20 protein-coding genes are annotated in these 21,241 nt (G+C 61.6%); 7 read left to right on the top strand and 13 right to left on the bottom strand.

The window, feature by feature from the left end; translation table 11 throughout:
• The first annotated feature begins 25 nt into the window (after positions 1–25).
• The 5 genes from B348_RS0109830 to B348_RS0109810 all read left to right on the top strand — a co-directional run bounded on the left by B348_RS0109830 (position 26) and on the right by B348_RS0109810 (position 6,117).
• A complete protein-coding gene (locus B348_RS0109830) occupies positions 26–2,311 on the top strand; it encodes a beta-galactosidase (RefSeq protein ID WP_017735950.1) in 2,286 nt (761 codons plus the stop codon).
• 82 nt (positions 2,312–2,393) lie between these two features.
• Positions 2,394–3,539 (top strand): EstA family serine hydrolase, encoded by a 1,146-nt coding sequence (locus B348_RS0109825; RefSeq protein WP_017735949.1) that lies wholly within the window; start codon positions 2,394–2,396, stop codon positions 3,537–3,539.
• A gap of 142 nt (positions 3,540–3,681) precedes the next feature.
• Positions 3,682–4,713, top strand: coding sequence for an OmpA family protein (locus B348_RS0109820; protein ID WP_026136696.1), 1,032 nt, complete (start codon positions 3,682–3,684; stop codon positions 4,711–4,713).
• Positions 4,714–4,740: 27 nt separating this feature from the next.
• Positions 4,741–5,388 carry a pyridoxamine 5'-phosphate oxidase gene (pdxH, locus tag B348_RS0109815; RefSeq protein WP_017735947.1) on the top strand — a complete coding sequence of 216 codons (648 nt, stop codon included), beginning with the start codon at positions 4,741–4,743 and terminating at the stop codon, positions 5,386–5,388.
• 264 nt (positions 5,389–5,652) lie between these two features.
• Entirely contained in the window at positions 5,653–6,117 is a 465-nt protein-coding gene (locus B348_RS0109810) for a glycine zipper 2TM domain-containing protein (protein ID WP_026136695.1), read from the top strand.
• A gap of 608 nt (positions 6,118–6,725) precedes the next feature.
• Here B348_RS0109810 and nhaA read toward each other — a convergent pair.
• Positions 6,726–7,907, bottom strand: coding sequence for a Na+/H+ antiporter NhaA (gene nhaA / locus B348_RS0109805; protein WP_017735945.1), 1,182 nt, complete (start codon positions 7,905–7,907; stop codon positions 6,726–6,728).
• A gap of 216 nt (positions 7,908–8,123) precedes the next feature.
• Between nhaA and B348_RS0109800 the strand changes: the two genes are divergently transcribed.
• Positions 8,124–9,218 (top strand): PLP-dependent cysteine synthase family protein, encoded by a 1,095-nt coding sequence (locus B348_RS0109800; RefSeq protein ID WP_017735944.1) that lies wholly within the window; start codon positions 8,124–8,126, stop codon positions 9,216–9,218.
• Positions 9,219–9,385: 167 nt separating this feature from the next.
• On the opposite strand, the gene B348_RS0109795 is transcribed toward B348_RS0109800, so the two are convergent.
• The 3 genes from B348_RS0109795 to B348_RS0109785 all read right to left on the bottom strand — a co-directional run bounded on the left by B348_RS0109795 (position 9,386) and on the right by B348_RS0109785 (position 12,471).
• Entirely contained in the window at positions 9,386–10,999 is a 1,614-nt protein-coding gene (locus B348_RS0109795) for an NAD(P)/FAD-dependent oxidoreductase (protein WP_017735943.1), read from the bottom strand.
• A gap of 105 nt (positions 11,000–11,104) precedes the next feature.
• Positions 11,105–11,776, bottom strand: a complete 672-nt coding sequence (locus tag B348_RS0109790) for a COG3650 family protein (RefSeq protein WP_017735942.1) — start codon at positions 11,774–11,776, stop codon at positions 11,105–11,107.
• Between the two features lie 95 nt (positions 11,777–11,871).
• Positions 11,872–12,471, bottom strand: coding sequence for a short chain dehydrogenase (locus tag B348_RS0109785; RefSeq protein WP_017735941.1), 600 nt, complete (start codon positions 12,469–12,471; stop codon positions 11,872–11,874).
• A gap of 103 nt (positions 12,472–12,574) precedes the next feature.
• Here B348_RS0109785 and B348_RS0109780 point away from each other — a divergent pair, with 103 nt between their 5' ends.
• Complete coding sequence (locus B348_RS0109780; protein ID WP_017735940.1) at positions 12,575–13,483, top strand: LysR family transcriptional regulator; 909 nt, start codon at positions 12,575–12,577, stop codon at positions 13,481–13,483.
• Here the strand turns inward: B348_RS0109780 and B348_RS0109775 are convergent.
• The 9 genes from B348_RS0109775 to B348_RS0109735 form a co-directional block, all read right to left on the bottom strand.
• Positions 13,480–13,965 (bottom strand): DoxX family protein, encoded by a 486-nt coding sequence (locus B348_RS0109775; protein ID WP_017735939.1) that lies wholly within the window; start codon positions 13,963–13,965, stop codon positions 13,480–13,482. The two genes, B348_RS0109780 and B348_RS0109775, sit on opposite strands and share 4 nt — an antisense overlap.
• Positions 13,962–14,738, bottom strand: coding sequence for a DNA-binding domain-containing protein (locus tag B348_RS0109770; RefSeq protein WP_017735938.1), 777 nt, complete (start codon positions 14,736–14,738; stop codon positions 13,962–13,964). Before B348_RS0109770 ends, B348_RS0109775 begins: the two co-directional genes overlap by 4 nt.
• Positions 14,735–15,613 carry a DUF692 domain-containing protein gene (locus B348_RS0109765; RefSeq protein ID WP_017735937.1) on the bottom strand — a complete coding sequence of 293 codons (879 nt, stop codon included), beginning with the start codon at positions 15,611–15,613 and terminating at the stop codon, positions 14,735–14,737. Before B348_RS0109765 ends, B348_RS0109770 begins: the two co-directional genes overlap by 4 nt.
• A gap of 22 nt (positions 15,614–15,635) precedes the next feature.
• Positions 15,636–15,932, bottom strand: coding sequence for a DUF2282 domain-containing protein (locus B348_RS0109760; RefSeq protein ID WP_017735936.1), 297 nt, complete (start codon positions 15,930–15,932; stop codon positions 15,636–15,638).
• Between the two features lie 193 nt (positions 15,933–16,125).
• Entirely contained in the window at positions 16,126–16,827 is a 702-nt protein-coding gene (locus B348_RS0109755; protein ID WP_017735935.1) for an ABC transporter ATP-binding protein, read from the bottom strand.
• 1 nt (position 16,828) lies between these two features.
• Positions 16,829–17,596, bottom strand: coding sequence for a high-affinity branched-chain amino acid ABC transporter ATP-binding protein LivG (gene livG / locus B348_RS0109750; RefSeq protein WP_017735934.1), 768 nt, complete (start codon positions 17,594–17,596; stop codon positions 16,829–16,831).
• Entirely contained in the window at positions 17,593–18,846 is a 1,254-nt protein-coding gene (locus tag B348_RS0109745; protein WP_017735933.1) for a high-affinity branched-chain amino acid ABC transporter permease LivM, read from the bottom strand. Before B348_RS0109745 ends, livG begins: the two co-directional genes overlap by 4 nt.
• On the bottom strand, positions 18,843–19,766 hold the full coding sequence (gene livH / locus B348_RS0109740) for a high-affinity branched-chain amino acid ABC transporter permease LivH (protein ID WP_017735932.1): 924 nt from the start codon (positions 19,764–19,766) through the stop codon (positions 18,843–18,845). The genes B348_RS0109745 and livH overlap by 4 nt, the downstream gene beginning before the upstream one ends.
• A 229-nt stretch (positions 19,767–19,995) precedes the next feature.
• The gene (locus B348_RS0109735) at positions 19,996–21,123 is read right to left on the bottom strand and encodes a branched-chain amino acid ABC transporter substrate-binding protein (RefSeq protein WP_017735931.1); all 1,128 of its coding nucleotides are present in this window, start codon (positions 21,121–21,123) and stop codon (positions 19,996–19,998) included.
• Positions 21,124–21,241 lie beyond the last annotated feature (118 nt).

Genomic DNA, 21,241 nt, shown 5'->3' with positions numbered 1-21,241 from the left:
GGCCGTCTGGGAGAACCTTGTCTGTATGATTCGCACGCTGCCCGCTCTATTTGCCCTACTGTTCGCCGCGCCCTTGCTGGCCGCGCCTGCCGGGCAACAGACCCTGTTCAACTTCGTCCGGCCGGCCGATGTGGTCAAGGTGGCGACCCAGGACGCCAGCCTGCCGCAATACAACGCCGAACAAACCCCGGAAGGCGAAGTGCTGCGCCGCATCACCTTCAACCCGGCCGCTGAGCCGAGCCTGGTGCTCAGCCCGCAGACCGGTGCCTGGGACTGGTCGCAGTCCAGCGCCATGAGCCTGCGCATCCAGAGTGCCATGGACTGGGCGCTGACCCTCTACGTCACGGTGCAGAGCGCCGACGGCAAGACCTTGCGCAGCCGCATCGACTTGCCCGCCGGCCCGGCCCAGACCTTGCTGGTGCCGCTGCAAGCCAACTCGCCACTGAGCCAGGGCATGAAGGCCGGCCCGCCGATGCCGATCACCGTGGACGGCCAGCGCGTGTTGCTCGCCGGCAGCTTTGGCGAGATCGACCGTAGCCAGGTGGTGTCGGTGACCTTGTCGATGCAAAAGCCCAATGCTGCGCAAAGCATCCTGCTGGAGCGCTTTGGCGTGCAGGACAGCGACCCGGTGATCAAGGCCGCGTACAGCGAGCTGGTGGATGCCTACGGCCAATCCACCCGGGCGCGCTGGCCGGAAAAGGTCAGCAGCGACGAACAACTCAAGGCCGCGGCCGCCAAGGAACAGCAACAGCTGCAAGGTTGGCTGGCCACGCGGGATAAATCCGCCCTGGACAAGTTTGGTGGCTGGAACAAGGGCCCGGCGTTCGACGCCAGCGGTTTTTTTCGCACCGAGAAACGTGACGGCCGTTGGTACCTGGTGACACCAGAAGGCCATCCGTTTTACTCCCTGGGCGTCAACACCGTCGCCCCGGATAACAGCCAGACCTACGTCTCCGGCCGTGAATGGATGTTCGCGGCGCTGCCCAAGGCCGGTGAACCCTTCGACCGGTACTACGGCAGCGGCGATAACCGCACCGGCAACGGCGCCGGCGAAGGGCGCAGCTTTGGCGCCGGGCGTTGGTACGACTTCTACGGCGCCAACCTGCAACGCACTTACGGTGGCGAGGGCTTTGACCAGAAACGTTGGGCCACCCACACCCTCGACCGCCTGCAGGCCTGGGGTTTCAACACTTTGGGCAACTGGAGCGACGAAGACCTGGCCCGCGCCGACCGCGTGCCCTACACCTTGCCGCTGTCGATTGTCGGCGACTACGCCAGCATCAGCACCGGCACCGACTGGTGGGGCGGCATGCCCGATCCGTTTGACCCGCGCTTCGCCATGGCCACCGAACGTGCCGTGGCCATCGCCGCCCGTGATCATCGGGATGACCCGTGGTTGATCGGCTTCTTTGCCGACAACGAACTGGCCTGGGCCGGCCCCGGCGACGATGCGAAGTCCCGTTACGCCCTGGCCTACGGCACCTTGCGCATGACCACCGACGTGCCGGCCAAGCGCGCGTTCCTCAAGCAATTGCGCGACAAGTACCGCAACGAGGAAGGCCTGTCGAAAGCCTGGGGCATCCATTTGGCGGGCTGGGAGCTGATGGAAGACCCGGGTTTCGAGCCGCCGATGCCAAGTGCCGAGCACCCGGAAATCGAGGCCGACTTCAAGTATTTCCAGAAGACCTTTGCTGACGCCTACTTCAAGACCATCTCCGACTCGCTGAAATGGCACGCGCCCAACCAGTTGCTGCTGGGCGGCCGTTACGCGGTGAGCACCCCGGAAGCGGTGGCGGCCTGCGCGCAGTATTGCGATGTGCTGAGTTTCAACATGTACACGCTCAAACCCCAGGACGGTTATGACTTCGCGGCCTTGCGCGCGCTGGACAAGCCGGTGCTGATCACCGAATTCAACTTTGGCTCCACGGATCGTGGCCCGTTCTGGGGTGGTGTGACGCCAGTGGCCAGGGAAGAGGAGCGCGGCACGGCGTACGCCAACTTCCTCAAACAGGCCATGGCCGAGCCGTCGATTGTCGGCGTGCATTGGTTCCAGTACCTGGACCAGCCTGTGACCGGCCGCCTGTTGGACGCCGAGAACGGCCATTTCGGCTTGGTCGGCATCACCGATGTGCCGTTCCAGGGCTTTGTCGAGACTGTGCGCAAGAGCAACCTGGCGGCCGTCGATCAGTTGGGCAAGGAGGCGGAAAAAGCCAAGGCGGCCAGCGCGGTCCGTGAACATCAAAGTGGTAATGGCGCAAGCGCTGGCAAAGCCGCCGGGCATGCGGGCGGGCACGCGGGAAATGGTCACTGATTGCGCGTTGACGGGTTCACAAAGCCTGCAATGACTGGAACAATGTCGGCCACTTTTTACGGCGTTTTCCGAGGGGGCTTAGGTGCAGATTCAGGGTCATTACGAGCTCCAGTTCGAAGCGGTACGTGAAGCTTTCGCCGCCTTGTTCGATGACCCTCAGGAGCGTGGCGCCGGGCTGTGTATCCAGGTCGGCGGTGAAACCGTGGTTGACCTGTGGGCCGGCACCGCCGACAAGGACGGTGCCGAGGCCTGGCACAGCGACACTATCGTCAACCTGTTCTCCTGCACCAAGACCTTCACCGCCGTCACGGCCCTGCAACTGGTCGCCGAGGGCAAGCTGAAGCTGGACGCCCCCGTGGCCGATTACTGGCCGGAATTTGCGGCGGCAGGCAAAGAAGCCATCACCCTGCGCCAGTTGCTCTGCCATCAGGCGGGCTTGCCGGCAATCCGCCAGATGCTGCCCACCGAAGCCCTGTATGACTGGCAATTGATGGTCGACACCCTGGCGGCCGAGGCCCCGTGGTGGACGCCGGGCCAGGGCCATGGCTACGAGGCGATCACCTACGGCTGGCTGGTCGGTGAATTGCTGCGCCGTGCCGACGGGCGCGGCCCTGGGGAGTCCATCGTGGCGCGGGTGGCACGCCCGTTAGGGTTGGACTTTCATGTCGGCCTGGCGGATGCCGAGTTTTATCGTGTTGCCCATATAGCGCGCAGCAAAGGCAATATGGGCGATGAAGCCGCGCAACGCTTACTGCAAGTAATGATGCGCGAGCCGAATGCGATGACGACGCGGGCATTTGCCAATCCACCGTCTATTCTGACCAGCACTAATAAACCCGAATGGCGACGCATGCAGCAACCCGCCGCCAATGGCCACGGTAATGCGCGCAGCCTGGCGGGTTTTTATAGTGGTTTGCTGGACGGTAGTTTGCTGGAGAGCGACATGCTTGAAGAGTTGACCCGCGAACACAGTATCGGGGCGGATAAAACATTACTCACACAAACCCGCTTCGGCCTGGGTTGCATGTTGGATCAGCCACACCTGCCCAATGCCACCTTCGGCCTTGGCCCGCGTGCTTTCGGGCATCCGGGGGCGGGCGGTTCGGTGGGGTTTGCCGACCCTGAGCATGATGTAGCGTTTGGTTTCGTGACTAATACATTGGGGCCTTATGTACTTATGGACCCGCGTGCACAGAAGTTGGTCAGAATATTGGCCGGTTGTCTGTAAACCCCTTGCTGTTTCACGTTTTTTTGTTACAAAGGCAACTATAAGAAGAGGCTGAAGGAAAAGTTGTAACTTTATTCTTATCCTGGCGTCTGTTTAACGGGTCATCCAGACCCCTGATTTTTTCTCATTTTGTGGATATCTCATGTTATCGAACAAGTCCTTGGCACTGGCGCTTTGCCTCACTATGACTGGCTGCGCACAAACCCCACAAAATGATGCCGATGGCGGACATTGGTGGTCATTTGGGTCTGATAAAACCGCCGCCAAGGATGCCGCGACTCAGGTTGCCGCCAAGCCGGATGCCAAAGTCGCCGCCGATGCCAAGGCTGCCGACCTGAAAGCCGATCTCAAGGCTGCTACCCCTGCACCTGCCGCCGCGCCGGCTGTCGCCAAGACCGACAGCGAAACCCACTGGTGGTGGCCGTTCGAAAGCAAGCCAAAGCCATTGGCCAAGGTCGATGTCACCAACATCCCGATGCCAGACCCAAAAATCACCCAAGCCTGGCTGGACGACTATGAGCCGCGCCTGCGCGCTGCCATCAAGGACAGCAACCTGCAACTGGAGCGTCGTGACAACGTACTCGTCGTGATCGCCCCGGTAGACGGCTCCTACAACCCGAAACGCCCGGCGATGCTGCTGCCGGTCACCCTGGGCCCGTTCACTCGCGTGGCCAAGGCCGTTGAAGCCGACCCGAAGACCGCCGTGCTGGTCCTGGGCCACGTCGATGCCACCGGTACCGCACCGGCGAGCCAGGTGTTGAGCAAGGAGCGTGCACAGTCGATTGCCTCGATCTTCAGCCTCAGCGGCTTGAAGCAGGATCGCCTGATGCTGCGTGGCATGGGCGACCTTATGCCACGTGCCGCCAACGACAGCACCCAGGGCCGTGCGCTGAACCGTCGCATGGAAATTATGTTCACTCAGCGTACAACTATGTTGGCCTTGCTGAGCAAGTACAACTCGGGCAAGACCCCGCCTGTGGCTGAAATGGTCGCCGTGCAGGACGTTCCTGCACCCGCACCGGCTGTAAAAGCCCCGGCGAAAAAAGCGCCTGCCGCCAAAAAAGCCGCTGCCAAGCCAGCTGCCAAGAAAGCCCCGGCCAAGCCGGCTGCGAAAAAAGCGGCTCCGGCCAAGGCCAAGGCTGCTGCACCGGCTAACGACCAGGCAAAAAACTGACCTGTTGAAGTAGAAGGATAAAGCCGCATGACCCAGGCACTGGCCGATATGCGCCGTGACTACACCCGGGACGGTTTGAGCGAGGCCCAGGCCCCGGCCGAGCCGTTTGCGTTGTTCCACCAGTGGTTTGCCGATGCGGTGAAAACCGAGCAGCCACCGGTGGAAGCCAATGCCATGACCCTGGCCACGGTTGACCAGGAGGGGCGCCCACACTGTCGCATCCTGCTGCTCAAGGGCCTGGATGCGCAGGGCTTTACCTTCTTCACCAACTATCAGAGCGCCAAGGGCGAACAGCTTGCCGCGCGGCCGTTTGCGGCCATGACGTTCTTCTGGCCGACCCTGGAGCGCCAGGTGCGGATCGAGGGGCGGGTGGTCAAGGTGTCGCCTGAGGAGTCGGATGCTTATTACCAGGTCCGTCCGTTGGGGAGCCGCTTGGGGGCTTGGGCTTCGCCGCAGAGCAAGGTCATTCGTGACCGTGAAGAACTGCACGACTTGCTCAAGGCCACCGAGCAGCGTTTCATCGATACCCAACCCGACTGCCCCGAGCACTGGGGTGGTTATCGCTTGCTGCCCGAGCGCATCGAGTTCTGGCAAGGCCGCGCCAGCCGCCTGCATGATCGCCTGAACTACCGCCTGCAAGGGGCCGACTGGACCCGCGAGCGCCTGGCGCCCTGAGCGCCACCTTTCGTCATCCCGCCTGAATGTTTTCCGCTGCGCCGACGTCTCTATGGTAGAGACGTCGGCCGCGTGCGGCTGCGCGACTACAATGATGAAACAGTCGTGACATCACTTGGCACAAGAGCTGGGCTACCGTTGGTCGAGTTTTGTGGTGCTAGCAGTCTGTACTCAGGCTGAATGAAAGCTATTTTCTGCGGTGCTTGCCGTGACAGGCGCCAAGCCGCAGCGTCTAATGATCACCTGTCCTTTGGAGTTGATGCTATGCGTAAGTCCGTTTTACTAGTTGCCTGCTTCACCACTCTGTCACTTCTGCTGGGTGGCTGTGCTTCGAGTCTGACCGGCGACTCGTACTCCCGTGACGAAGCGCGTCGTGTACAGAGCGTGCGCATGGGCACCATTGAATCCCTGCGCCCGGTGAAAATCGAAGGCACCAAGACCCCAATCGGCGGCGCTGCTGGCGCAGTCATCGGCGGCGTTGGCGGCAGCGCCATCGGCGGCGGCCGTGGCAGCATCGTGACCGCAGTGATCGGCGCCGTCGCCGGTGGCCTGCTGGGCTCGGCCACCGAAGAAGGCCTGACCCGCACCCAAGGCGTGGAAATCACCGTGCGCGAAGACGACGGCAGCATGCGTGCCTACGTGCAGGCCGTGCAGGAGAATGAAATCTTCCGCATTGGTGACCGTGTGCGCATCATGACCGTTGATGGGACTAGCCGGGTTACTCGCTAAGCGTTAGCCGCAGAAACGAAAAAACCCCAACCGGGTGACCGGTTGGGGTTTTTTGTTGCAAGCCCAGTTAGTGGCTGGGCTTGCGGCTTCAAAGATGCATCGACCTGCAGCCGGATACTACCGTCGGGCATAGTGTCATGCAAGGTTGAACGATGGCCGGCATTGGTATGCTTTGAATCTTTCTCTTGGCGATTGCCGCTGCAAAAGTTTGCAATAGATACACTAATCAGAAATGGATATTCGGCCTCTTTTGGTCACACCTTCAAGCGGTATTTTGGTTAGGCTCCTCTTCGTTCTGCGTTTGTCGCTTTCAGGTGAGCCGGGTACGCGCGCGAATTTTTGGACCGACCGCCACGGGCTAGTAATCCGTGCCGGATTCATGCGGAAAGCCCATTAACCCGGCCGCCTCAAAGATGCATCGACCTGCATCCAAAGGCCCACATGTTCCGGTAAGTGCGCTGGAGGTAAGGCCCAACTCACGGAGGGCCGAGTATGTCTAAGTTTGCCTGTGGCGAGGGAGCTTGCTCCCGCTGGAGTGCGCAGCGCTCCCAAGGCTTCTGGGGCCGCTTCGCAGCCCAGCGGGAGCAAGCTCCCTCGCCACATTGACCTTAGTGGGACACTTTCTTGCGACTCGCCATCGCCGTCACCGCATACCCAATACACGCCGCCAGAATCGACCCGGTCAGAATCCCCATCCGATCCTCCCCGGCAAACTCACTGGCGCCCGGCACAAACGCCAGCGAACCGACAAACAGGCTCATGGTAAAGCCGATGCCGCACAGGATCGCCACGCCAAACACCTGGCCCCAGTTGGCGCCTTCGGGCAGTGCGGCCAGGCCGGTCTTGATGGCCAGCCAGGTGAGGCCGAACACACCGACGGTCTTGCCTATCAGCAGGCCGGCGGCAATGCCCATCGGCACGTGGTGGGTGAAGCTTTCCAGGCTGACGCCGGTCAGGGATACGCCAGCGTTGGCGAACGCAAACAGCGGCAGGATGCCATAGGCCACCCACGGGTGCAGCGCGTGCTCCAGGGTCATCAGTGGTGAAGGCTCGGCGTTCTTGGTGCGCATCGGGATGCAGAACGCCAATGTCACGCCGGCCAGGGTGGCATGCACGCCGCTTTTCAGCACGCAGACCCACAGGATCAGCCCGATGATCAGGTATGGCCCGAGCTTGATCACGCCCAGGCGATTCATCGCGATCAAGGCGATCAGGCATGCGCCCGCACCCGCCAGTGCGGCGCCCGAGAGGTCGGCGGAATAGAACACGGCAATCACGATGATTGCGCCGAGGTCGTCAATGATCGCCAGGGTCATCAGGAACAGCTTCAACGACACCGGCACGCGCTTGCCCAGCAGGGCCAGCACGCCAAGGGCGAAGGCAATGTCGGTGGCCATGGGAATTGCCCAGCCGGACAGTGCGGCGGGGTAGTCCTTGTTGATTGCCCAGTAGATCAGCGCGGGGATGACCATGCCGCCAATCGCCGCGGCACCGGGCAGCACCACTTGCGAGGGCTTGGACAGGTGCCCATCGATCAGCTCGCGCTTGACCTCCAGACCGATCAGCAGGAAGAACAGTGCCATCAGGCCGTCGTTGATCCACAGCAGCGCGGGCTTGGCGATTTTCAGGGCGCCGATCTGTGCCACCACCGGCACGTCGAGAAAGGCGCTGTAGAGGTGCGACAACGGCGAATTGTTGATGATCAGCGCCAACGCGGCAGCGGCGATCAGCAACAGGCCGCTGGCGGCTTCCAGCTGGAAGAAACGGGTGAAAGTGCTACGCAGAGGCAAGGGATGCTCTCCAATCCAGGTTCAATAGGGGGTTACCCTAACCCGTACCGTTAGTTGTTAAAACAAAAGTTATATTCTTATTTGTTATAAGCGATGGCCCGGGGTGACGGTGCGCCAAAGCCTAGCAATTGTGTGTCCAATTGAGTCGGTACTGTATCTGTGTGGAGTGTAGGAAACCTCCTAAGATTGGGGGTGAAATCCTTAGAGAAACTCCTCATGAGCGACCATCGTCCCTGGGCTCGCGAAGCCATTCGCATCATCGAAGCGGACTTCCAGCGCAGCGCTGACACGCACCTGATCCCGCTGCCGTTACCGGGTTTGCCGGGTATCGAGTTGTACTTCAAGGATGAGTCCAGCCATCCCACCGGCAGCCTGAAACATCGGCTGGCCCGCTCGTTGTTCCTGTATGCGCTGTGCAATGGCTGGCTGAAGCCGGGTGCGCCGGTGATCGAAGCCTCCAGTGGTTCGACGGCGATTTCCGAAGCCTACTTCGCTCGCCTGCTTGGCTTGCCGTTTATCGCGGTGATGCCGGCGAGCACTTCCCAGGAAAAGATCGCGCAGATCGCCTTTTACGGTGGCAAGAGCCACTTGGTAAGCGATCCGACGCAGATCTACGCCGAATCCGAACGTTTGGCGCAGGAAAGTGGTGGTCACTTCATGGACCAATTCACTTACGCCGAACGCGCCACCGACTGGCGGGCGAACAACAACATCGCTGAGTCGATCTTCCAGCAGATGCGCTTTGAGCATTTTCCCGAGCCGAGCTGGCTGATTTCCAGCCCAGGCACCGGTGGCACCACCGCGACCCTGGGGCGTTATGTGGGTTATCGCCAGCATTGCACCCGCGTGCTGTGCGCCGATGCCGAGCGTTCGGTGTTTTTTGATTATTACTTGAGTGGCGATGCCAGCTTGCGCCTGGACTGCGGTTCACGGATCGAAGGCATTGGCCGGCCTCGGGTAGAAGCGTCGTTTCTGCCCAAGGTGATTGATGCGATGGTCAAAGTGCCGGATGCGTTGTCGTTGGCGGCCATGCATTACCTGGCTGAGCGGTTGGGGCGGCGGGTCGGCGGGTCCAGTGGAACCAACTTGATTGGCGCGTTGATGGCTGCGCAGCAGATGAAGGCGGCGGGGGAGTCGGGGTCGATCGTGGCGATCTTGTGTGATGGGGGCGAGCGGTATGCCACCACCTACTATGATCCGGCGTGGCTTGAGGCGCAGGGCTTTGAACTGGCTGGCTTGATTGCGGTTGTCGCGGCGAGTGTTGAGCGGGGCAAGCCGCTGCCGGCCAGCGTCTTGCGCGCGAATATCTGATACGGCGCAAAAACCCGTGTTAGAAGTGGACAGTGTGGGAGCGGGCTTGCCCGCGATAGCGGCGGATCAGACAACAGCCTTGTAACTGAAAGACCGCTATCGCAGGCAAGCCAGCTCCCACAAAAGCCAGCTCCCACAGTGGGTGTGTGGAAGCTGGAGGGTGAATGTCAGGCCTCGATGCCCAACATATCCCGCGCCAACGCCTCGGCAATCCGAATCCCGTCCACACCCGCCGACAGAATCCCACCGGCATAACCCGCGCCTTCACCGGCCGGGAACAGGCCTTTCACGTTCAAGCTCTGCATCGATTCATTGCGGGTGATCCGCAGTGGCGACGAGGTGCGTGTCTCGATACCGGTCAACACGGCATCGTGCAGCGAGTAGCCCTTGATCTGCTTCTCGAACGCCGGCAGCGCTTCGCGGATCGCCTCAATGGCGAAGTCCGGCAGCGCGAGGGCCAGATCGCCCCAGGACACACCCGGCTTGTAGGAAGGTTCCACACTGCCAGTGGCGGTGGACGGCTTGCCATCGATGAAATCGCCGACCAACTGCGCCGGAGCCTCGTAGTTGCTGCCGCCGAGGATGTAGGCGTGGGATTCCAGGCGTTCCTGCAACTCGATACCCGCCAGCGGGCCACCCGGATAGTCCACCTCTGGCGTGATGCCGACCACGATGCCGGAGTTGGCATTGCGCTCGTTACGCGAGTATTGGCTCATGCCGTTGGTCACGACGCGACCCGGTTCGGAGGTCGCAGCGACCACCGTGCCGCCTGGGCACATGCAGAAGCTGTAGACCGAGCGGCCGTTCTTGGCGTGGTGCACCAGTTTGTAGTCCGCCGCGCCGAGTTTTGGATGGCCGGCGTATTTACCCAGGCGCGCCGCGTCGATCAGCGACTGCGGGTGTTCGATACGGAAACCCACCGAGAACGGCTTGGCTTCCATATACACACCACGGCCGTGGAGCATGCGGAAAGTATCGCGGGCGCTGTGGCCGAGGGCCAGGATCACGTGCTTGGAGAGGATCTGCTCGCCGCCGTCGACCACTACGCCATGCAACTGGCCGTCTTCAATCAGCACGTCGGTGACGCGTTGCTCGAAACGCACTTCACCGCCGAGGGCGATGATCTGCTCGCGCATGTTTTCCACCACGCCGGTCAGGCGGAAGGTACCGATGTGCGGCTTGCTGACGTACAAGATCTCTTCCGGCGCGCCGGCCTTGACGAACTCGTGCAGGACTTTGCGCCCGTGGAATTTCGGGTCCTTGATCTGGCTGTACAGCTTGCCGTCGGAAAACGTCCCGGCGCCGCCTTCACCGAACTGCACGTTGGACTCTGGGTTGAGCACGCTTTTGCGCCACAGGCCCCAGGTGTCCTTGGTGCGCTGGCGCACTTCCTTGCCGCGTTCAAGGATGATCGGCTTGAAGCCCATCTGTGCCAGCAACAGCCCGGCGAAGATCCCGCACGGGCCAAAGCCCACGACGATCGGACGTTCGGTCAGGTCTTGTGGCGCCTGGCCAACCACCTTGTAGCTGACATCCGGCGCGGGGTTGACGTTGCGGTCATCGGCGAACTTGAGCAACAGGGCGGCTTCGCCTTTCACGTTCAAGTCGATGGTGTAGATGAAGCACAGCTCCGACGATTTCTTGCGGGCGTCGTAGCTGCGCTTGAACAGGGTGAAATCGAGCAGGTCATCACTGGCGACGCCCAGGCGCTGCACGATGGCAGGCCGCAGGTCTTCTTCGGGATGGTCGATGGGCAGCTTGAGTTCGGTGATTCGTAGCATGACAGGATCCGGTGTGCGGCGTTCGTAAGGCCGGCGGTTTTGCAAACCGGCGATTATAAGCCCCAACCGTGGTTTCCCGTCATGCTAAAACAGCGCAGGGGGTAATCAATCGTCCCGCGAACCGCCGAAAGCCGCGCAGCCACGCTGGACTTGACCGTTGATCCGCAATTCGGCGGTCATGTGTTGCAGGCTGCCGCTGACGCTGTCGATGCAACGCTGCGGCGCGACCCACAGTTCGACCTTCTGGTTGTTGGCCTCGGTCATCAGGTTGAAGCGGCCGTCGCCGATTTGCTCTTCCACATACGGCACCGCCAGTGGCGGCTGGCCTTCACGCTCCAGGACCATGCCCTTGGCCGTGACGTTCATCGCCCAGGCCGGCTTGTGCCCGTTGGCGCGCAGGATCATGCGCCTGAAGTCCGGGTCGTTGCACGCCGAGGTCGAGCGCTCCACACGATAGAGTTGCTGCAGGTCCACGCTGCCCTGGGTGCCGCTGGCCACACCGGAGAACTTGCCGCGCAGGTCGGCGAACAGCGCGCCTTGCTGGCCGGCCAGGGAAGCGGCTTCCTGCAGGATGCTGGTGCCGCCGGTGTCGTTGACCACGTAGTTGCGTTGGTCGTTGCACGGCTGGAACAGCAGCTTGCCACTGACCGCCGTGAGTTCGCCCTGCATGCGGGTCAGGCCGGCAGTTGACGGCTTGGCCGGCTCGCTTTCGAACATCTGGCAGGCGGCGAACAGGGGGAGCAGGGCAAACAGGGCAAGGGTACGAGCGGCACGCATAGAGGGTCTCCAGACAAGTGCCGCCACGTTACGCAGGCTGACGCTGCATCACAAGCCCGCCTGCCAGCTTCAGGCGATTCTGTCAGACGTGAAGGTCAGCCGACGATAAAGGTCTGACCGGTCTGCAAGCCCTCGACGCTTTTCGCGTAGGCCAACGCAACATCGGCCCCCGGAGCGGGTTTGAAGCCGCGGAAATACGGCGCATAGCTGCCCATGGCTTCCACCAGCACCGTAGGACTGACGGAGTTGACGCGCAGGCCCCGTGGCAATTCAATCGCCGCCGCCTTTACAAAGGCGTCGAGTGCGCCGTTGACCAGCGCCGCCGAAGCACCGGTGCGGATCGGGTCACGGTTGAGAATGCCGCTGGTGAAGGTGAACGAGGCGCCGTCGTTGGCGTACTCGCGGCCGATCAGCAGCAGGTTGACCTGGCCCATCAACTTGTCGCGCAGGCCCAGCTCGAAGTCGGTTTCGCTCATGTCACCCAGGGGTACGAAGTTCACGCTACCCGCCGCGCACACCAGGGCGTCGAACTTGCCGGTCTGTTCAAACAGTTTGCGGATCGAGGTGCTGTCGCTGATATCGACCTGCAAGTCGCCGCTGCTGCGGCCGATGCTGATGACCTCGTGACGCTGTGCCAGTTCTGCCTTGACTGCCGAGCCGACGGTGCCGCTGGCACCAATCAATAGGATTTTCATGGGGCTGTTCCTCCGGGGGTAAGTGAAGGTTCAGTCTAGAGTGGCTTTTTCAATGGATAAACGTGCTAATAGGCAACCTTTGGTTTTCTATTGGAAACAATCCATGAGCGAAATGGATGACCTGGCGGCCTTTGCCGTGCTGATCGAAGCCGGCAGTTTCACCGTGGCGGCCGAGCAATTGGGCTGCAGCAAGGGGCAATTGTCCAAGCGCATCAGCCAGTTGGAAGCGCAGTTTTCCGTGGTCTTGCTGCATCGCACCACGCGCAAGCTGAGCCTCACGGCAGCCGGTGCGGCGTTGTTGCCCCAGGCCCAGGCGCTGGTGGTGCAGGTGGATCGCGCTCGTCAGGCATTGGCTCGGCTGAAGGACGATTTGGCCGGGCCGGTGCGTATGACGGTTCCGGTGTCGCTGGGCGAAACCTTCTTTGATGGCTTGTTGCTGGAGTTCTCCAAGCAATACCCGCAGGTGCAGATCGAGTTGGAGTTGAACAACAGCTACCGCGACCTGGCACGGGATGGCTTTGACCTGGGGGTGCGCTCGGGTGCGATTGAAAACGAGCGCCTGGTGGCCAAGCCGCTGCTGGCCTGGCATGAAATGACCTGCGCCAGCCCGGCCTACCTGGAACAGCACGGCGAGCCGCAGACGCCGGCGGACCTGGCTGCCCACACCTGTCTGCTCAACAGCCACTACAGCGGCCGCGAAGAGTGGCTGTACCACCAGCAACATGAGTTGTTGCGGGTGCGGGTCAGCGGCACCTTTGCCTCCAACCACTACAACCTGTTGAAGAAGGCCGCCTTGGTGGGGGCCGGTATTGCCCGTCTGCCTTCCTACGTCCTGCCGGCGGAATTGGCTGACGGGCGCTTGCGTTGGCTCCTGCGCGATTATCAGACGCGGAGCATGCCGATGTACCTGGTCCACCCCTATCAAGGCGGCCTGCCACGGCGCACCCAGGTACTGGCCGATTACCTGGTGGACTGGTTCAAGCGCAGCGGCGAAGCGCTGGACCGTCTTTAGCCGTAGCGTCGGGCGATCAGGTGGTCGATAGACAGGCGCCCCGGGCCTCTGGCCACCAGCCACAACAGTATGGCCAGCCAGGTGCCGTGGGTCGGGTAGGCATCCGGGTAGACGAACACCTGAATGACCAGGGTCATGCCGATCAGCGCCAGGGCCGAAAAGCGCGTGGCAAGGCCCACCAGGATCAACACCGGGAAGAAGTGCTCGGCAAACGCCGCCATGTGTGCAGCCACTTCCGGCGATAGCACTGGCACGTGGTATTCACTGCGAAATAACGGCAATGTCGAGGCGGCAAGGCGTGGTTCGCCCAGTTGGAAGGTGCCGCTGATCAGGTCAACGGCAAAACCTTCGACCTTGGTTTGCCCCGACTTCCAGAACACCGCCGCGATGGAGAAGCGTGCGAGAAAGGCGATCAGGCTGTAGGGGATTTTCTCTAAAAGCGCGATTGCCCGATTTATCAGGCCGGTGGGGGCAGTGTTCATGGCGATACCTTTGGTTCCAGGTGCAGATGGGTGATGGCCTCGTGACTGACCAGCAGTGACAGGCATTTGTGCAAGTCGAACTCGGTCGACGCCTCAAGGGCGTGAGCGACTGCTTGTTGCAGCGTTGAGCCGTGGTTCAGGCTGTTGATAAACGCTACGGCGCCGCCGTCGATGGCGAACACCTTGACCCCCAGGCCGTGGCGCAATACCAGCGCACTCTGTGGGTGCCAGGGGTTCAAGGTGGCCAAGGCGCCTTCGATCTGATGCGCGGCCCACACGGCAACCACGGCATACGCGCTGTTCAGCGTCGCGAGGGACGGGTGCAGTTGCAGGCGCAACGTCCCCAGGTCCGCCCCGTTTTGCAGGTGGTGGAGGACGGCGTGCCGATTCAGGCCCGGCGTATCCGCCGCGTGATAAGCCCGCACGCGCAGGCGTTCAAGCTGGGCGACATCTGCCAGGTAGGGCACGCTGGCGGCGGGTTCGAACGCGCGGATGAATGCGGCAAAAGTGTCGCCGTATTCGCTGATCAGCGGGCTGCTCGGCGGGCTGGCCTGTACATAGAGGCCGGCCATGGCCCGAAAGAAGTCGTCGCCCACCAGTTGCAAGGTCACCGGGTGTGCTGCCGCCAACGCATTGATCAACGCGCTGTGGACGTTGTTGCGGTACACCGCAAAGCGGCTGGCCGGGTCGGCACCGTTGCTGCTGAACAGCCCATCGGGGCAGGGCAGGTCAGGCGCCAGCAGAGCGCTGGCAAATGTGTCGTAGAGGCTCATGGGAGCACCTGCGACAAGTGCCAGTCGGCCTGTTGCGCCTCAGCGTGAAGGGCACTGAAGGCCGGCACCTGGTTATCCCGTTCGATCAGCGTGGCCACCGGGCCCGTGCGTGCCAGTAGGGTTTCGTACAGGCGCCACACGGCGTTATCGATGGGCGCACCGTGATCGTCGATCAGCAAGCGGTCGCCGAGGCTGTCAGTGTCTTCGGCAAACCCGGCCAGATGAATCTCACCGACAGCGTGCAACGGCAGTGCATCGATGTAGGCCAGCGGGTCGCGTTGATGATTGATACACGACACGTAGACGTTGTTGACGTCCAGCAGCAAGCCACAACCGGTGCGGCGGATGACTTCGCTGATGAAGTCCGTCTCGTCCAGGGTCGAGCGCTGGAATTGCAGGTAGGTGGATGGGTTTTCCAGCAGCATGGGGCGCTTGAGCGTGCTTTGCACCTGATCCACGTGTGCGCAGACGCGCTTGAGGGTCGCGGCATCGTAGGCGAGGGGCAGCAGGTCGTTGAGAAACACCGGGCCGTGGCTTGACCAGGCCAGGTGTTCGGAAAAGGAGTGGGGTTGATAGCGCTCGATCAGCGCAGCCAGCCGTGCCAGATGCGCACGGTCCAGCGGGCCTTCGCCGCCGATGGACAGGCCCACGCCGTGCAAGGACAGCGGGTACTGCTCGCGGATCAATCCCAGGTAGTGGTGAAACGGCCCGCCGGCGACCATGTAGTTTTCGGCGTGCACTTCAAAAAAACCGATGTCGGGGGCGGTCTCAAGCACTTCGCTGAAGTGCTCGTACTTGAGCCCCAGCCCGGCCCGGCGCGGGAGGCCGGGCGCCTGAGCCTGGGAGATGGCTGGCAAGGATGAAAGGGTCATCATCAGTACTCAGGCTGTGCAGGTTTCAGGACTTGGCGGTGAAGGCGGCTTCCTGGCCGAAACCGGTCGGCGAGGTGGAGCTTGGGGTTTGGGTGCAGGTGCCGGCCGGGACCAGTTTCCAGGCGTTGGCCTGGTCCTTGGTTTTCGACGTGCCGGCGCAGGAGGTGCCAGCGCCGGCGGCGCAATCGTTCTTGCCGGCTTCAGCGACGCCGAAGCATTTCTGCATGTCGTCGGCCGCGTGGGCGGTGGAGGTCAGGGCGGACAGGCTCAGGGCGGAACCGAGGGCCAGGACGAGGGTGGCGGCGGACAGTTTGGTGGTCATGGTGGATCTCCAGCAGTGGGTTGAGTGGGCGGGCTTGGGTGCCTGCTTGTACCACTAGAGACGGGAGCGGGAGGTTCGTTACAGGTCGGTCGAAAAAATTTCAAACATTGCAAAAGTCCGGGATCACCCAAAAACAAATGTGGGAGCAGGCAAGCCAGCTCCCACATAAGCCAGCACAGATATTGAGTGTTGCCTAGCCGCCGAGGTAGGCCTCACGCACCTTCGGATCCGTCAGCAGTTGCTCACCCGAGCCTTCCATCACCACCCGGCCGTTTTCCAGGACATAGGCGCGGTCGGCGATTTTCAGGGCCTGGTTGGCGTTCTGCTCCACGAGGAACACCGTTACACCGTCCTTGCGCAGCTGTTCGATGATGTCGAAGATCTGCTGGATGATGATCGGTGCCAGGCCCAGCGATGGTTCGTCCAGCAGCAGCAGCTTGGGTTTGCTCATCAGCGCGCGGCCGATGGCGAGCATTTGCTGCTCGCCGCCAGACATGGTGCCGCCGCGCTGGCTGAAGCGCTCCTTGAGCCGTGGGAACAGGTGCAGCACCTTGTCCATCTGCTCCTGGAAGTCGCCCTTGTCGGTAAAGAACCCGCCCATGGCGAGGTTCTCTTCCACGGTCAGGCGGGAAAATACCCGACGGCCTTCCGGCACCACGGCGATGCTCTTGCGCATGATCTGCGACGATTGCAGGCCCACCAGCTCTTCACCCATGTAGCGGATGCTGCCGCTGTGGGCCTGGGGCGAACCGCACAGGGTCATCAGCAAGGTGGACTTGCCCGCGCCGTTGGCGCCGATCAGCGTGACGATCTCGCCTTGGCGCACTTCCACGTTGACGCTGTGCAGGGCCTGGATCTTGCCGTAGAAAGTGGAAACGTTTTCGAATTGCAGCATTTTACGCTTCCCCCAAATAGGCTTTGATCACTTCAGGATTGTCGCGGATCTGCTCCGGCGTCCCGTCGGCCAGCGGCGTGCCCTGGTTGATCACCACGATGTGGTCGGAAATGCTCATGACCAGTTTCATGTCGTGTTCGATCAACAGCACGGTGACGTTGTGTTCCTCACGCAGCACGCTGATCAGCGCCTTGAGGTCTTCGGTCTCCTTGGGGTTCAGGCCGGCGGCCGGTTCGTCGAGCATGAGGATCCGCGGGCGGGTCATCATGCAGCGGGCGATTTCCAGGCGACGTTGCTGGCCGTAGGCCAGGGTGCCGGCAGGGCGGTTGGCAAACTCGGTGAGGTTGACCTTGTCCAGCCAGTACGCGGCAAATTCCATGGCCTCGCGCTCGCTCTTGCGGAACGCCGGGGTCTTGAACAGGCCCGCCAGGAAGTTGGTGTTCAAGTGACGGTGCTGGGCGATCAGCAGGTTCTCGACCGCCGTCATGTCCTTGAACAACCGCACGTTCTGGAAGGTGCGCACCACGCCCTTGCGGGCGATCTCGTGGCCGGCCAGGCCCTGGATCGGCTGGCCGTCCAGCAGGATGCTGCCACCGCTCGGCTTGTAGAAACCGGTGAGGCAGTTGAACACCGTGGTCTTGCCGGCGCCGTTGGGGCCGATCAAGGCAACCACCTGTTTTTCTTTGACGGTCAGGGCCACGCCGTTGACCGCCAGCAAACCGCCGAAGCGCATGCTCAGATTTTCGACTTTCAGGATCTCGCGGCTCATTTGCGCAGCTCCATGTGTGGACGTTGCATGGGCAGCAGGCCTTGAGGGCGCCAGATCATCATCAGCACCATCATGGCGCCGAACATCAACATGCGGTATTCACTGAACTCACGCATCATTTCCGGCAGCAGGATCATCACGATCGCCGCCAGGATCACGCCCAGCTGCGAGCCCATGCCACCCAGTACCACGATGGCGAGGATGATCGCCGACTCGATGAAGGTGAACGACTCCGGGGTCACCAAGCCTTGGCGCGCGGCGAAGAAGCTGCCGGCAAAACCGGCGAACGCAGCACCCAGGGTGAAGGCGGAGAGCTTGATGATGGTCGGGTTCAGGCCCAGGGCCCGGCAGGCGATCTCATCTTCGCGCAGCGCTTCCCATGCACGGCCGATGGGCATGCGCAGCAGGCGGTTGATCACGAACAAGGCGGCCAGTGCCAGCAACAGCGCCACCAGGTACAGGAACACCACTTTGCTCACCGGGTTGTAGTCGATCCCGAAGTATTCGTGGAAGGTCTGCATGCCTTCGGCGGCGCTGCGGTCGAACGACAGGCCGAAGAAGGTCGGCTTGGGAATGCTGCTGATGCCGTTGGGGCCACCGGTGATGTCCGTGAGGTTACGCAGGAACAGCCGGATGATTTCACCGAAGCCCAGGGTCACGATGGCCAGGTAGTCACCGCGCAAGCGCAGTACCGGGAAGCCCAGCAGGAAGCCGAACGTGGCCGCCGCCATGCCCGCCAGTGGCAGGCAGATCCAGAAGCTCCAGCCCAGGTAGTGCGAGAGCAGCGCGTAGGTGTAGGCACCCACGGCATAGAAGCCCACATAACCGAGGTCGAGCAGGCCGGCGAGGCCCACGACGATGTTCAGGCCCAGGCCCAGCAACACGTAGATCAGGATCAGGGTGGCGATATCGACTGCGCCGCGCGAGCCGAAGAACGGCCAGATCAGCGCGGCCACGATCAGGCCGATGATGATGTAGCGCTGGGTGCGCGGCAGGGTCAGGAACTGGCTGACCTTGGGCGACACCAACGGACCACGGTTGCCCTTGAACAAGGCACCGACCTGCTGGGTGAACAGCACGCGCAGGAACATCAGCACCGAGCACAGGGCAATGATGGTCAGGGTCACGGGACCGGTGCCATGCACTTCCAGGTTGATCCCGACAATGCTCAGCTTGAGGCCGAGTACCGGAAAGGCCACGGCCCAGACCAGCAAGGCGCTGAAAAACGCCGATTTGAGATATCTGCTCATACTTTCTCAACCTCCGGGCGGCCCAAAATGCCGGTCGGACGGAACAACAGCACCAGAACCAACAGGCCGAACGCCACGACGTCCTTGTATTGGTCGCCGAAGATATCGGCACCGAACGCTTCGGCCACACCCAGCACCAGGCCACCGAGCATCGCGCCCGGGATACTGCCGATGCCGCCCAGGACCGCTGCGGTAAAGGCCTTGAGGCCCACCAGGAAACCGGCGTTGGGGTTGATCACGCCGTACTGCATGCTCAGCAGCACCGCCGCGACGGCAGCCAGTGCGGCACCGATCACGAAGGTCAGGGCGATGATGTTGTTGGTGTTGATGCCCAGCAGGTTGGCCATCTTGATGTCTTCGGCACACGCCCGGCAGGCGCGCCCCAGACGGGAGCGGGAGATGAACAGGGTCAGGCCCAGCATCGCCACCAGGGTGACGACGAAGACCAGGATTTGCATGTAGGAAATCAGCACTTCCTCCGCGCCGCCCGGGCCGAAGGAGATGCTCCCAGGGATCAGGTTGGGGATGGATTTATCCTTGGAGTCCTGGGACAGCAATACGGTGTTCTGCAGGAAAATCGACATACCGATGGCGGAAATCAGCGGGATCAAACGGTTGCTGCCACGCAAGGGACGGTAGGCAACACGCTCGATACTGTAGCCATAGGCACTGGTTACAACGATTGACGCGATAAACGCGGCGGTCATCAACAGCGGCAGGGAGTGGATACCCATCATGGCCAGCCCGGCAAGGGCGATAAAGGCCACGTAGGAACCAATCATGTACACCTCGCCATGGGCGAAGTTGATCATTCCAATGATGCCGTAAACCATTGTGTAGCCAATGGCTATCAAGGCATAGGTGCTGCCAATGGTCAGGCCATTAACCAGCTGTTGGAAAAAATGATAGATCTCAGGCATTACAGCGCTCCTAAAAACCCGATACGCATTTCACTGGTGGAGTCATGTTCCGGCCCTGCGCTGTGTTCTATGAGCACATTTGCACAAAGCGTTTGCCAGCGAACCGCTGGTGACGGTTTTAAGATTTTCAGGTGAGCCAGCGCCCGGATCGCGGGTGACAGGCCCATAAACCTCGTAAAACAAAGCCCACTGCTCTCACAGTGGGCTTGTTGGACCAGTAATGCCTGGCTTACTGAGGGGAAACTTCGGTTTTTGGTTTGCCGAAGTGCCATTCGTAGACCACGAACTTGAAGTCCTTCAGGTCGCCCTTGGCGTCGAAGCTCAGGTCGCCGGTTGGGGTCTTGAAGGTGCCCGCGTGGATGGCTTCGGCCACTTTGGCGGTGTCTTCGCTCTTCGCAGCCTTGATACCGCCTGCGATCAGCTCAACGGCGGAGTAGGCCGGGAACACGAACGGGCCGCTTGGGTCCTTGCCGTCAGCCTTGATGGCGTCAACGATGGCCTTGTTTTCAGGCTCGGAGTCGAACGACTTCGGCAGGGTCACCAGCAGGCCTTCGGAAGCACCCTGGGCGATTTGCGAGATGGAGTCGTTGCCGACGCCTTCCGGGCCCATGAACTTGGCTTTCAGGCCTTTTTCCTGGGACTGGCGCAGGATCAGGCCCAGCTCTGGGTGGTAGCCGCCGTAGTAGACGAAGTCGACGTTGGCTTGCTTGAGCTTCTGGATGATCGAGGAGAAGTCTTTGTCGCCAGCGTTCAGGCCTTCGAAGACGGCAACCTTGGTGCCTTTCTTCTCCAGGGTCTGTTTGACGGCAGTGGCGATGCCTTCACCGTATTGCTGCTTGTCGTGCAGGACGGCAACGACTTTCGGCTTCACGTGGTCGGCGATGTAGTTGCCGGCTGCCGGGCCCTGGGCGCTGTCCAGGCCGATGGTGCGGAACACCAGCTTGTAGCCACGGGAAGTGATGTCCGGGCTGGTGGCGGCTGGGGTGATCATGATCACGCCTTCATCTTCATAGATGTCGGACGCTGGTTGAGTGGAGCTGGAGCAGAGGTGACCGATGACAAACTTGACGCCGTCGTTGACCACTTTGTTGGCTACGGCAACCGCTTGTTTAGGATCGCAAGCGTCATCGTATTCCTTGGCTTCAAGCATCTTGCCGTCTACGCCGCCCTTGGCGTTGATGTCTTTGATGGCTTGCTTGGCGCCGGTGAACTGCATGTCACCGTATTGCGTCACTGGACCGGTCTTGGGCCCGGCGATACCGATCTTGATGGTATCAGCTGCGAACGAATGGCCGGCAACCCCAGCCAGGACCATAGCGGCAAACAGTTTGGAAATCTGCTTAGTAGCCTTATTCATAGTGCTCCACTCTTACTGTTGTATTTTTTATAGTTCTAGCGGCCTTGTGAGCTGCAGAACCGGATCGGATATCTCGGATATCCCCCCGGCAGCGACCTGGCAACTGTACCGGTACAGT

The sequence above is a fragment of the Pseudomonas sp. CBZ-4 genome, from assembly GCF_000346755.1.
Classification (GTDB): Bacteria; Pseudomonadota; Gammaproteobacteria; order Pseudomonadales; family Pseudomonadaceae; genus Aquipseudomonas.
Note: the sequence above shows the minus strand (reverse complement) of the source record. Positions and strands in the feature narration are given on the sequence as shown.

Coding starts and splice junctions, on each gene's coding strand:
- B348_RS0109755 (WP_017735935.1), bottom strand. CDS start 16,827: ATGCTGCAATTCGAAAACGTTTCCACTTTCTACGGCAAGATCCAGGCC.
- B348_RS0109795 (WP_017735943.1), bottom strand. CDS start 10,999: ATGCTACGAATCACCGAACTCAAGCTGCCCATCGACCATCCCGAAGAA.
- B348_RS0109820 (WP_026136696.1), top strand. CDS start 3,682: ATGTTATCGAACAAGTCCTTGGCACTGGCGCTTTGCCTCACTATGACT.
- B348_RS0109790 (WP_017735942.1), bottom strand. CDS start 11,776: ATGCGTGCCGCTCGTACCCTTGCCCTGTTTGCCCTGCTCCCCCTGTTC.
- B348_RS0109760 (WP_017735936.1), bottom strand. CDS start 15,932: ATGACCACCAAACTGTCCGCCGCCACCCTCGTCCTGGCCCTCGGTTCC.
- pdxH (WP_017735947.1), top strand. CDS start 4,741: ATGACCCAGGCACTGGCCGATATGCGCCGTGACTACACCCGGGACGGT.
- B348_RS0109800 (WP_017735944.1), top strand. CDS start 8,124: ATGAGCGACCATCGTCCCTGGGCTCGCGAAGCCATTCGCATCATCGAA.
- B348_RS0109810 (WP_026136695.1), top strand. CDS start 5,653: ATGCGTAAGTCCGTTTTACTAGTTGCCTGCTTCACCACTCTGTCACTT.
- B348_RS0109830 (WP_017735950.1), top strand. CDS start 26: ATGATTCGCACGCTGCCCGCTCTATTTGCCCTACTGTTCGCCGCGCCC.
- B348_RS0109775 (WP_017735939.1), bottom strand. CDS start 13,965: ATGAACACTGCCCCCACCGGCCTGATAAATCGGGCAATCGCGCTTTTA.
- B348_RS0109735 (WP_017735931.1), bottom strand. CDS start 21,123: ATGAATAAGGCTACTAAGCAGATTTCCAAACTGTTTGCCGCTATGGTC.
- B348_RS0109770 (WP_017735938.1), bottom strand. CDS start 14,738: ATGAGCCTCTACGACACATTTGCCAGCGCTCTGCTGGCGCCTGACCTG.
- B348_RS0109780 (WP_017735940.1), top strand. CDS start 12,575: ATGAGCGAAATGGATGACCTGGCGGCCTTTGCCGTGCTGATCGAAGCC.
- B348_RS0109785 (WP_017735941.1), bottom strand. CDS start 12,471: ATGAAAATCCTATTGATTGGTGCCAGCGGCACCGTCGGCTCGGCAGTC.
- B348_RS0109745 (WP_017735933.1), bottom strand. CDS start 18,846: ATGAGCAGATATCTCAAATCGGCGTTTTTCAGCGCCTTGCTGGTCTGG.
- livH (WP_017735932.1), bottom strand. CDS start 19,766: ATGCCTGAGATCTATCATTTTTTCCAACAGCTGGTTAATGGCCTGACC.
- B348_RS0109765 (WP_017735937.1), bottom strand. CDS start 15,613: ATGATGACCCTTTCATCCTTGCCAGCCATCTCCCAGGCTCAGGCGCCC.
- livG (WP_017735934.1), bottom strand. CDS start 17,596: ATGAGCCGCGAGATCCTGAAAGTCGAAAATCTGAGCATGCGCTTCGGC.